This window comes from Pseudomonas folii (genome assembly GCF_014357575.1).
Classification (GTDB): Bacteria; Pseudomonadota; Gammaproteobacteria; order Pseudomonadales; family Pseudomonadaceae; genus Aquipseudomonas; species Aquipseudomonas folii.
Window position 1 is genome coordinate 25,935 of the sequence record NZ_JACONW010000018.1, and the last position, 11,601, is coordinate 37,535.

Here is an 11,601-nt window from a genome sequence, read left to right on the forward strand (position 1 = left end):
CTGCGCAGCTCTCTATATAAAACTCTTCAGATAAACAAATGGCGCGGCTTTTGGGCCGCGCCATTTCTTCTCACAGAGACCTCACAGATGTCAGTCTCAAGCGATTGGCTGATCGCTCCACTCGCTGTTCACCAGGCGCTTGAGGCCCAGCGGGTTGGCGTTTTGCAGCGCTTCTGGCAGCAGGCTGTCAGGGTAGTTCTGATAGCAGACCGGACGCAGGAAGCGATCGATGGCCAGCGTGCCCACCGAGGTGCCGCGAGCATCGGAAGTCGCCGGGTATGGGCCGCCGTGGACCATGGCTTCGCAGACTTCGACGCCGGTCGGGTAACCGTTGACCAGGATGCGGCCGACTTTCTCTTCAAGCACCGGCACCAGCCATTGGTACTTCTGCAGATCGCTCTGTTCGCCGATCAGGGTGGCAGTCAGTTGACCGCGAAGGGCTTGCAGCGCGCTTTTCAATTGCGCGTCGTCAGCGACTTCGATCACCAGAGTCGTTGGACCGAACACTTCTTCCTGCAGCAGTGGATCGCCGTTGAGCAGCAGGCTGACGTCAGCTTTGAACAACTGCGCCTGAGCCTGTTTGCCTTCCTGCGGTTTGCCTGCCAGATGGGTCACACCCGGATGCGACAGCAGATGCTCTACGCCTTTGCTGTAGCTGCGCAGGCCGCCAGCGTTCAGCATGGTTTGTGGAGCCTGGCCGCCCATGTGTTCCTGAAGCTGCTCCAGGAAACGGGTGAAGGTCGGCGAGCTGATGCCGATCACTACGCCAGGGTTGGTGCAGAACTGACCTGCGCCCATCACCACGGAAGCCGCCAGATCCTTCGCCACGGTATCGCCACGCACTGTCAGCGCTTCAGGCAGCAAGACTACCGGGTTGATGCTCGACATTTCGGCGAATACCGGGATTGGCTCAGGACGTTCGGCAGCCATTTTGCACAGTGCGTCGCCACCGCTCAGGGAGCCGGTAAAGCCAACGGCCTTGATAGCCGGATGCTTGACCAGACCTTCGCCAACACCGCTGCCGAAGATCATGTTGAACACGCCTTTCGGCATGTTGGTTTTTTCTGCTGCACGAATGATCGCCGAGCCCACCAGATCGGCAGTCGCCATGTGGCCGCTGTGCGCTTTGAACACAACCGGGCAACCGGCCGCCAGTGCTGCAGCGGTATCGCCGCCAGCAGTAGAGAAAGCCAGCGGGAAGTTGCTGGCACCAAACACGGCAACCGGGCCTACGCCGATACGGTATTGGCGCAAGTCAACGCGTGGCAATGGCTTGCGATCCGGCAGTGCGAGATCGATACGCGCACCCAGGAAATCACCGCGACGCAGAACTTTGGCGAACAAACGCATCTGGCCGCTGGTACGTCCGCGCTCGCCCTGAATACGGGCGGTTGGCAGAGCGGTTTCCTGACAAACGATAGCGACGAAGTCATCACCGAGCTGGTCCAGCTCGTCGGCGATAGCATCAAGGAATTCTGCACGGCGAGCCGGGCTCAACTGGCGGTATTCAAGAAAGGCGCCTTTGGCTGCCAGTGCTGCTGCGTCAATTTCCGCGTCAGTAGCCTGGTAAAAGCTGTAGGGCAGGGCTTCGCCAGTAGTGGCGTCGAGACTTTTGTGTTGCGGCTCGCCAAGTGCGCTACGTGCGCCTGCGATGAAGTTGTGGCCGAGAACATTAGGCATCTTTGTCTCCTGTTTTTATTTGCGGGTTTAATCAGGCTGATGCCTGTCTTAGAGATCTGCCAACCGTTCGATGACGGTAATGTGAGCTTACCAGCAACTGCACGGCTCAACATGTTGACAGTCATCGTACAACTATGGGTATGACTGCGCAACCATGGAGATTCCATGCTGGCCTGCAATTTTACCCGCTGGCCATTAACCCCGTAGGACCAGCTTTAGCCGGAAAAAGTGGTGTTTCCGCCGAAAAAATTTAGCGAACGTTCCGACGTCCTCCCGGCTAAAGCCGGTCCTACGGAATTGCATAGATCCTGTGGGAAATTCTATGTTTGCCCACGTCATCAGTGATTCCTGTGGGAGCGAGGCTTGCCCGCGATAGGGACACCACGATTCAGCAGGTTCAACGCGTTATCGTTCATCGCGGGCAAGCCCGACTCCCACATGAGATTGCGCTCTTCCGTAGGACCGGCTTCAGCCGGGAGGGCGTCGGGACATCCTCTAAATATTCTTCGCCTGAAATACCGTCCTCCCGGCTAAAGCCGGTCCTACGAGATCAAGCTTGCAGGCGAACACAGAATTTCACCCATTACCGAATTTCAAGTCGATACTTTCGGTTCCCCGGCAACGGTCCCCTTAACCTTTAATCCCCGCAACGCATCAATCACCTCACGCAGCGCGCGATTGACCGGTTTGTCCTGGCGCAGCACCAGGCTCAGACTGCGGCTCAAAGGTGGCGTCAGGCTGCGGATTTGCAGGTTACGCTGATGGTGAGCATTGGCCACCGCAATACGTGGGACGATGCTATAACCCAGCCCGGCAGAGACCATTTCTTTAATGGCTTCGATGCTACCCAATTCCATTACCGGGCTGGGCCTGACACCCGCATGCTGAAACCACTGGTTGATCAGCAAGCGCGTGCTGCTGCCTGCTTCGAATACCACCAGCGGCAAACTGCTCAGGGCGTCGCCATCGATCGACGGCTTCAGGTCGGTCTGGTCAGGTGCAAAGATCGCCACCATTTCGTCCTCCAGCAATGTTGTGGCGTGCAGGCTACGACCGGCCGCTGGCAAGGTGACCAGGGCGAGGTCAATACGGTTTTCTTCCACGGCTTTGAGGATAGTCTCTGTATTGCCGGTGCAAACCCGTACATCCAGCTTTGGGAACGCCGTGCGCAAGGTTTTCAGGATCGGCGGCAACAGATGAATGCAGGCGGTGGCGCCGGTGCCAATCACGACTTGTCCGGCGACGCCTTGAGCATGGCTGGCGAGATCCTGGAGTGCATCATCAATCACCGAATCAATACGACCGATATGGCTCAGCAAGGTAAGCCCCGCAGCCGTCGGTTTCAGACGTTTGCCGACGCGCTCGATCAGGCGCAGGTTAAGGCGTTGCTCCAGCAGGCGAATATGCAAGCTAACCGCTGGTTGCGTGAGGTTCAGCGTAGTGGCCGCGGCTGAAAAGCTGCCCTGATGAATGACCTCGGAAAAACTGTTCAAGTGATTCAGATTCAATGCTTGCATGGCAAAGTTTTACTTATGCTGAGGATGATTAATCATAGCTTTATTAAGGTCGGTGGGGTCGGCATGATTGCCGCACTTGCAATCGTTACCGAGAATGAAGATGAATCACGATCTAATCCTGCGCACTGCTCGCGAGGATGACATGCCTGTTGTACAGGCTATCTACGCACACCATGTGCTGACCGGCATTGCCAGCTTCGAACTGCAGCCGCCATCAGTGGAGCAGATGCTGGAACGTCGTGCGGAGGTGCTTTCGCGCAAATTGCCGTACCTGGTCGCCGAATTGGCTGGAGCAGTGGTGGGCTATGGTTACGCCACGCTGTATCGACCGAGGCCCGGCTACCGTTTTACGGCGGAAGACTCGGTGTATATGGCTGAGGGCATGGGTGGCAAGGGGATTGGTCAGGCATTGTTGGCTGCAGTCATCGAGCACTGCGTGCAGGGCGGCTGGCGGCAAATGGTGGCGGTGATCGGCAACAGTGAAAACCATGGTTCTCTGCGGCTTCATGAAAAGCTGGGGTTTCGTCGGGTCGGGGTTTTTGAGTCGGTGGGCTTCAAGCACGGACGCTGGGTCGACACAGTGTTGATGCAGCGAGCATTGGGCGATGGTAGCGGCAGCCTTCCGAATGATCAGTAAGGCAGGCAGAGTCGATAGACTATTTGCATATTAGTTTAGAATTTAAATGCATTTTCGGAATAAATTAGCCGGTGATAAGGTTTTAACCAGTCACTGGAAACCTTGAGAAAAGTTATAAAAAAGGGATTTCGGCTGACGGCCCGATTTATCCACTTCTCAAGGAATACCTGCATGGCAGCTTTTGATCAACTCACCCGGCGTCGTTTGCTCGGTTTGACCGGCGTTGCTTTGGCCAGTCCGTTACTGGCTTCTGTTCCCGGTTTCGCCTGGGCTGCCGACGAGCATGCCGGGCACGACGCTGGCGGCGGTGGTGCGGAGCCAGCAGGCACCGGAGAATTCATCAAGCTTGCCGAAACACGCAAACTCAAACTGGCAGTCAATCTCAACGCGGTCTGCCTGGCACCTGTCGTGATCGCCCACGGTCAGGGCTTTTTCACCAAACACAATCTGGACGTCGAGCTGGTCAACTTCGGTAACTCTACTGAAGTGCTGCTTGAAGCCATTGCTACCGGCAAGGCGGATGCGGGTGTTGGCATGGCGTTGCGCTGGCTCAAAGCGTTGGAACAGGGGTTCGACGTCAAACTCACCGCGGGCACCCACGGTGGCTGCCTGCGATTGCTCAGCGCCGTCGACAGCCCGGTGCAGAAACTCGAAGACCTCAAGGGCAAAGCCATCGGCGTCACCGACATGGCCAGCCCGGATCGTAACTTCTTTTCCATTTTGCTCAAGAAGCACGGCGTTGACCCGGTACGTGACGTCGAGTGGCGGCTGTTCCCGGCGGATTTGCTCGGCACCGCGCTGGAGCGCGGTGAAGTACAGGCAGTCAGTGGCAGTGACCCGTTCATGTACCGCCTGATTCAGGGCGGCAAGGCTCGCGAACTGTCAAACAACCTTGTCGAGGAATACGCCAATCTCAGCTGCTGCGTTGTCGGTGTAACCGGCAAATTGGTGCGCGATGAGAAACGCGTCGCGGCGGCTTTGACTCAGGCCATTCTCGAAGCTCATGACTACTCTGTGAAAAATCCGGAGGTCGTCGCCAAGGGCTTCCAGGCTCACGCCCTGAACACGTCGGTTGAAGAAGTGAAAGCCATTCTTCACGACCACACCCATGGCCACCATGCGGTTGGCGCAGCCTTGACCAAGGAAATCGTCAACTATGTGACCGATTTGCAGACGGTTGAAGTGATTCGCAAGAGCACCGACGCCGTGGCCTTCTCCAAGGAGATTACCGCCGATGTCTTCAATTGAAGCCGCGTCGCAGATAGCCGCGCTTGAGCGAGCACCTGCCCGTTTCTGGCGGCAGGGGGCGGTGGCCGTTGTCGCCTGGATTGGCGTCGCGCTGCTGATCGCTTATTTTCCTAACGCCACCCGCAACTGGCCCATGACTCAGGGGCTGGCCAATCTGTGCCTCGCGGTCGCCGCGTTGATCGGCCTGGTGGGTATTTTGGGTCGCTGGTTTCCCGCTGTGCAGCGCCGGGCCTATCCCGCAGGTGCCTGGCTGATTGCCTTGCCAGTGTTGTTAGGAATCTGGGAGTTGCTGACCGCCAAGCTGGCATTGTTGCCGGTGCCGTTCTTTGCGCCGCCACAGGCGCTGCTGGATGTGTATGTCGAAGACTGGCCTCGTCTGGCCGACAGCTTGTTGAACTCGGCGCTATTACTGGGCACGGGCGTCGCATTGGGTGCAGTGACAGGGTTTATTGCCGGTGTCGCGATTGGCTGGTCAACCAGCATCGGCTACTGGTTGCACCCGGTACTGCGCATTCTGGGCCCAGTGCCTTCCACGGCATTGCTGCCGCTGTGCTTCTTCCTGTTCCCCAGCAGCTGGAGTGCCAGCGTGTTTCTCATTGCACTGGCAACCTGGTTCCCGGTCACGGTGCTGACCTGGTCGGGGGTCGCGAGTGTCGATAAAGCCTATTACGACGTTGCCCGGACGCTGGGCGCGAAGCCGGGCTTTCTGATTTTCAACGTGGCAATCCCGGCTGCACTGCCTCACGTATTCGTCGGTCTGTTCATGGGGCTGGGCGCGTCGTTTTCTACGCTGGTCGTTGCCGAAATGATGGGCGTGAAATCAGGCATCGGTTGGTACTTGCAATGGGCTCAAGGCTGGGCTGCCTACGCCAATATGTATGCGGCGTTGCTGATCATGGCGCTGGCCTGTTCCGGCTTGATTTCCGGGCTGTTCCTGATTCGCGATCGCTTGCTGGCCTGGCAACAAGGAGCCATGAAATGGTAGCCACTGCATCTGCTTCAACGGTTTCCAGGCCGGCTGGCCTGGCGCTACGGATTGAAAACCTGAGTCATGGATTTGCGCTGGACGGACAGCGTTTGCCCGTTCTGGAAAATGTATCGCTGGACGTCGCCCCTGGAGAGTTTGTCGCTTTGCTGGGACCGTCGGGTTGCGGCAAGTCCACCTTGTTGCGACTGGTTGCCGGGCTGGAACCCGCTGATAGTGGCGCTTTGCTCGCTGATGGATTGTCGATTGCGGGCCCTGATCCAAGTCGCGTGGTGGTCTTTCAGGACCCGACGTTGTACCCGTGGCGGCGAGTCTGGGACAACGTTGCACTGGGTTTGCAGGCTCAGGGGTTGCTCAAGACTCACGCTGGTAAAGTCGATGCGGCGCTGGCCACGGTAGGCCTCAGCAGTTTTGCCCGCGCTTATCCGCGGCAACTATCGGGGGGGATGGCTCAGCGTGTGGCGCTCGCTCGTGCGTTGGTCAATGAACCGCGACTGCTGATTCTCGATGAGCCTCTAGGCAAACTCGATTCGCTGACGCGCATTACCATGCAAAAGGAGTTGATCGACCTGTGGCAGCGTCAGGGCTACACCGCGTTGCTAGTGACTCATGACGTGGAAGAAGCCTTGCTGCTGGCCAATCGTGTGATCGTTTTCAGCGACCGCCCGGCCAGCATCAAGGCGCAGCTGACCATCGAACGGCCTTATCCACGCCATCGTGACGATCCGTATCTGGTCGACCTGCGCAAGCAGATTCTGGGGCTGCTCGGGCTAGGGGAGAGCTGGTAGCCGTTTAGAATCGGGCTTGGGCTGAATACTCCGGCCCGTCATTGAAGCAGGCCAGATCAACCAGCAGGGTTTCCCATTCCACGCCATCCGCGAACTGATCCAGATGCGCCTGGCCCGCTTCGGCGTCCGAGGCGGTGATGGTTTTTACCGTCTCCGGTTGGGCCGTGACGCGATCAGGGGTGGGAGTGACTTTGATTGCAAGGCGAGACAGCAGCGACTCTTTGAGCATCAGTAGATAGGACATGAGCGGGTTCCTTTCTGGTGGCGTGAGTATCGACTGCGCCGCACTGTTATTGGACGAAACGCGGGTACAAGACGTTTAATTGGTGCGCCTTGCGGGACGATTGGTCCGGCTGTGCGACGAATAGCGGCCTGACACCATTCCCTTGAAAATAACGTGCCAACCTGGAACGGGCGTTCAGTTTTAAGGGCGGCCTTGATGATTGCGACCGGTTGTCTTTGCCGGTAGGGTAGCTGCCTGTCTGGCAAGGAGCTTGAAATGACTCAGTTAACCCCGCCCGGAGTGGCGGATGCAGCACTCGATCGACCTAAGCAACGTCGCGCGCCGAAAGGCGAGAAGCGCCGCGAAGAGTTGCTCGATGCTGCCTTGCAGGTGTTTTCCCTGGAAGGGTACAGCGGTGCCTCGGTGGCTCAGGTGGCGGCGATTGTCGGCATATCGGTTGCCGGGCTTTTGCACCACTTTCCAAGCAAGATTTCACTGTTGATGGGTGTGCTTGATCGGCGTGACAAGGCCAACAGCCGAATCGCCGAAGAAGTCCGTACCGATAAAAGCCTGACGGGGTTGCTGAGCAGTTTGCGTGCGATCAACCGGTCAAATGCCACGGCACCCGGTGTCGTGCGTGCTTTCACGATTCTCAATGCAGAAAGCCTGGTCGAAGGTCATCCGGCCTGGAGCTGGTTTCAGGATCGCTACGAGTTGATTTACGGAAAGCTGATCGGACAGTTTACCGATCTGGTCAATGCGGGAGAGGTGCGGGCCGATGTCGACCTGCCGGGACTGGTCCAGGAAATCCTGGCAATGATGGATGGTTTGCAGGTCCAGTGGCTGCGCTTTCCGGAGAAAGTCGATCTGGTAGAGCGTTTCGATACCTACATCGCACGGGTCGATGCAGCGATAAGAGTTCGTCCCTGAACCCGTCCGGACCTCGTGAGAGGTCCGGCTCTATCCCTGAATCAGCGCTTAGTTACCGCTTGCGCTGCCTTGAGTGGTGGTGTCATCGGTGGTGTCGTAGCCATCACCTTCGCTGGTATCGGTGTCGCCGGTGCCTTGATCAAGCAAGCCGCCGGTTTTAACTGCCGAATCACGCAGCGTCGAGTTCAGCGCCGAGCGTGGCAGCGGGTTGCTGGTGGTGGTCGACAGTTCCTGACGGAACGGGTTGACCAGCTTGGCGTTCAGGCGGATATCCTGAGACGACGCGCCCACCGACAGGTTGAAGCTGTCTGCGTCCACGACCCATTGCTTGCTGTCCACATCGTAGTAAGCCAGCGAGCGATCGTTGAGCTCGATGGTGACGCGCTTGCTTTCGCCCGGCTTCAAGAACACTTTCTTGTAGCCTTTCAGCTCCTTGATAGCGCGCTCGACTTTCGGGTTCTGCTGACCAACATACAGCTCGGCCACTTCGGAACCACCCACCTTGCCGGTGTTGGTCAGGTCGAACGACACCTTGATTGGCGTGTTGCCCACTGCGACACCCGGAGTAACGGTGATGTTGCTGTAGCCGAAGGTGGTGTACGACAGGCCGTAACCGAACGGATAGAGCGGCTTGATGCCTTTCTTCTCATAGCCACGATAGCCAAGGAGCAGATCGTCCTTGTAGCTCATCGTTTTCAGCGTTTCTTCGTTGTCGAATTTCGGGAAGGTCGCGTAGATCGGGTTATCTTCGATGTTGCGTTCGATACTGATCGGCAGCTTGCCCGACGGGTTGACCTTGCCGAACAGGATTTCAGCCAAAGCCTGACCGCCGTTCTGACCTGGGTAGAACGCGTGCAGCGCAGCTGGAACCTGGTCGATCCAGTCGCTCATCTTCAGGCCTGTACCGCCGTGCATGGTCACCACGGTGTTCGGGTTGACCTTGGCGATGTTCTGAATCAGCTCGTTCTGGAATTCCGGCAAGTCGAAGCTGTGGTCGAAACCTTCACCTTCGTATTCGTTGCTGTTACCCACTGCAACCAGCACGGCATCGTACTGAGACAGGTCCTGCGGAGCAGTCAGCGAAGCCCAGCTCATTTGCACGCCAACCAGGCCGCCCATTGTGGAGAGGTAGCCGTTGCGACGCGAGTATTCCAGCTTGATGTCGTAAGCCTTGCCTGCTTCCAGGTTGACCTTGGCGAACACTGGAATGGTCGGCGGGATGCTGTTACTCGGCAGTGGCTTGCCGTCACCGTTGTCGAGGATCAGCTTGCCGTTCACGTACAGACGTACTGCACCGTCGGCACGGACTTTGAACACTTGATCGCCGCTGGTGGTCGGTGTGATCTGACCGGTGTAGCGAATCGAAGTGTTCGACGTGTCACCGCTGACTGGCAGGGTGTCGGTGGACCAGTCCAGATCAACGTGTTTGTCGGTACGGGTCGCCGCAGCATCACCAGACCAGTTGGCGTTGGTGAAGAACTCGGTTTTCAGGCCGTTGACGCTTTTGCCATCGCTGTCTGCGTGGCTCCAGGTCGTGGTGCTCGGATCCAGCGACAAGCCGTCGATGAACTCGACCTTGGCGTTAGGTGCCAGCTGCTGCAGACCGCTCAGCTCGCTGATGTAGTGAGCTGCCATGACGTTGGCGCTACCGAAACCGGTAGGCGGCGCGTACTTGGCCAGGGTGCCGACCACAGCAATTTTCTTGACCGTCTGCTTGTTCAGCGGCAGCAGGTTGTTGTCGTTTTTCAGCAGTACGATGCCTTCACGTGCAGCGTTCAGAGCAACTTTGTTGCTGGTGGCGCTGTTCATGTTGTGCGCGGTCAACGGCGCTTTGCTGTCGAACTTGTACAGGTAGATCTGCTTCAGGATGCGGCGGACCTTGTCATCGATGGTCGCTACGTCCAGCTCACCGCTGTCAAGGTAAGGCTTGAGGATGGTGCTATTCATCTGATAGCCCATCATGTCCAGGTCGGTGCCTGCCTGAGCGGCATTCAGACCGTGGACTACAGCGTTGTAGTCGCTCTGTACGAAGCCTGGATAGCCCCATTCTGTCTTCAGAATGTCGCGCATCAGGTGTTCGTTTTCGCAAGCGAACTCACCGTTCACTTTCTGGAAGGCGCACATCATCATGGCGACCTTACTGTTCTTCGAAGCGGATTCGAAGGCAGGCAGGGTCATCTCGCGCAATACGCGCTCGCTGATGGTTTCGTCCAGGTTGAAGCGGTTGCTTTCCTGATCGTTAGCCGCGTAGTGCTTGGCGTTTGCCCATACACCACGGGACTGAATGCCGTTGATTACAGCAGGGCTGAGGCTTGCACCCAGGAACGGATCTTCACCGGAGAGGTACTCGAAGGCACGACCGCTGTAGGGCATGCGGTACAGGTTGACACCAGGGCCAGTTACAAACTGGTAGCCGCCGGTGGCAGTGTCATAACCCAGTGCGCGACCCAGATCGATAGCGCGACGCGGGTTCCAGGTAGCCGCCAGGTTAGGGCCGGACGGGTAAACCACGCCCTGAGCGTTGCCTTCGCTGGTGTAACGCACGCCGACGCCGCCGTCAGCGCCATGAATCTGCGGGATGCCATATTGGGTCAATGGCTTCACGTCCCAACCACCGGTGCCGCCGATATAGGCCAGCTTTTCTTCCAGGGTCATTTTTTTCAGGGTTTTTTCTGCGGCCTTCTCGGCACGGCTTACCTTGCCTTCATCCAGGGATGGGCTAGTGGCCGCGCTGGTGGCTGCGTGGACCTGTGATACTGCCAGCGCCAGCAAAGCGAGTGCAGACTTCGCACCGATCATTTTCCGTTTGTTCATGTATTTCTCCGACTACCAATTTTCAAGTTTTATGCTGTTAAAGGCTGCTCAAGTCTGACTGCTCACGAACTTTTATTCGGGCAATACTTCACCTTCTTCGCGACTTTCCGAGTATTAATCTCAGCGCAATAGTTAGTGTTTTAAACGTGTATTTATATTGTAAGAATTATGTGTTTCGTGTCTTTATCTGACATCAATGCGCCACTACAAGATGGCACTTTGATTCGCGTTGGCGGCGTAATTAAGACAATTCTCGACCCGAAATGTCAAACAAAAGCTCGTTTTGGGTGAATTTTTGTTTTTTTTGCTTACAAATTTGAACTCGCGCTAAACCTACTGGTCGATTGGTTTAAGAATTTTCGGTGAGCGATTCATATTCGCTGCTGGCACGATACCGAGGTTCCCCTTAGTTGCGGTTTAATGCCTCTGTTTTTCGGTGGGTATTGCGTAGCTATTTATTATTATTTTGTGGGAGATAGTTTATGAAGTTGCCTCTTATTGGTGCGGGCGTGGTATTGGGTTTTGCACTTTGCGGTGCTGCAATCGCTGCTGAAGCGACCGATGCCGATGCGAAGTCGGGTGCTACCGATTCCACGGTGCTGACCCAGACTCAAGACGCCAAAGTGTTGAAAAAACAGCAGGCCCAGACCACCAAAGGTGGCCGTCCTCTGGACACCACCAAAAACAATTCGCAGAAAACCTCGAATTGATGGTCTAAACGTTTTTCTGCCGGCCTCCTGATCCGATCCCGATTCGGTCAAGAGGCTGGTAACCTTGCC

The 11,601-nt window shown here is 56.9% G+C and carries 10 protein-coding genes; 6 read left to right on the forward strand and 4 right to left on the reverse strand.

Annotated features, from left to right (window positions below):
* Positions 1 to 96 precede the first annotated feature (96 nt).
* Both H8S59_RS06360 and H8S59_RS06365 read right to left on the reverse strand, forming a co-directional pair.
* Positions 97 to 1,680 (reverse strand): aldehyde dehydrogenase (NADP(+)), encoded by a 1,584-nt coding sequence (locus tag H8S59_RS06360; protein WP_187520855.1) that lies wholly within the window; start codon positions 1,678 to 1,680, stop codon positions 97 to 99.
* Positions 1,681 to 2,273: 593 nt separating this feature from the next.
* The gene (locus H8S59_RS06365) at positions 2,274 to 3,197 is read right to left on the reverse strand and encodes a LysR family transcriptional regulator (RefSeq protein ID WP_187520856.1); all 924 of its coding nucleotides are present in this window, start codon (positions 3,195 to 3,197) and stop codon (positions 2,274 to 2,276) included.
* 100 nt (positions 3,198 to 3,297) lie between these two features.
* On the opposite strand from H8S59_RS06365, the gene H8S59_RS06370 reads away from it, so the two are divergent.
* From H8S59_RS06370 to H8S59_RS06385, 4 genes are all read left to right on the forward strand, one after another.
* The gene (locus H8S59_RS06370; protein WP_187520857.1) at positions 3,298 to 3,834 is read left to right on the forward strand and encodes a GNAT family N-acetyltransferase; all 537 of its coding nucleotides are present in this window, start codon (positions 3,298 to 3,300) and stop codon (positions 3,832 to 3,834) included.
* 171 nt (positions 3,835 to 4,005) lie between these two features.
* Positions 4,006 to 5,082 (forward strand): ABC transporter substrate-binding protein, encoded by a 1,077-nt coding sequence (locus H8S59_RS06375; RefSeq protein WP_187520858.1) that lies wholly within the window; start codon positions 4,006 to 4,008, stop codon positions 5,080 to 5,082.
* Complete coding sequence (locus tag H8S59_RS06380; RefSeq protein WP_095098732.1) at positions 5,069 to 6,067, forward strand: ABC transporter permease; 999 nt, start codon at positions 5,069 to 5,071, stop codon at positions 6,065 to 6,067. The genes H8S59_RS06375 and H8S59_RS06380 overlap by 14 nt, the downstream gene beginning before the upstream one ends.
* On the forward strand, positions 6,061 to 6,855 hold the full coding sequence (locus tag H8S59_RS06385) for an ABC transporter ATP-binding protein (protein ID WP_187520859.1): 795 nt from the start codon (positions 6,061 to 6,063) through the stop codon (positions 6,853 to 6,855). The genes H8S59_RS06380 and H8S59_RS06385 overlap by 7 nt, the downstream gene beginning before the upstream one ends.
* Positions 6,856 to 6,859: 4 nt before the next feature.
* Here the strand turns inward: H8S59_RS06385 and H8S59_RS06390 are convergent, their stop codons facing one another.
* Complete coding sequence (locus H8S59_RS06390) at positions 6,860 to 7,099, reverse strand: hypothetical protein (RefSeq protein ID WP_095098738.1); 240 nt, start codon at positions 7,097 to 7,099, stop codon at positions 6,860 to 6,862.
* Positions 7,100 to 7,354: 255 nt separating this feature from the next.
* On the opposite strand from H8S59_RS06390, the gene H8S59_RS06395 reads away from it, so the two are divergent.
* Positions 7,355 to 8,008, forward strand: coding sequence for a TetR/AcrR family transcriptional regulator (locus H8S59_RS06395; protein ID WP_095098741.1), 654 nt, complete (start codon positions 7,355 to 7,357; stop codon positions 8,006 to 8,008).
* 48 nt (positions 8,009 to 8,056) lie between these two features.
* Here H8S59_RS06395 and H8S59_RS06400 read toward each other — a convergent pair whose 3' ends face one another.
* The gene (locus H8S59_RS06400) at positions 8,057 to 10,822 is read right to left on the reverse strand and encodes a beta-glucosidase (protein WP_095098743.1); all 2,766 of its coding nucleotides are present in this window, start codon (positions 10,820 to 10,822) and stop codon (positions 8,057 to 8,059) included.
* A 482-nt stretch (positions 10,823 to 11,304) separates the two neighbouring features.
* On the opposite strand from H8S59_RS06400, the gene H8S59_RS06405 reads away from it, so the two are divergent.
* Positions 11,305 to 11,532 carry a hypothetical protein gene (locus H8S59_RS06405; protein WP_095098746.1) on the forward strand — a complete coding sequence of 76 codons (228 nt, stop codon included), beginning with the start codon at positions 11,305 to 11,307 and terminating at the stop codon, positions 11,530 to 11,532.
* The last annotated feature ends 69 nt before the right edge of the window (positions 11,533 to 11,601 follow it).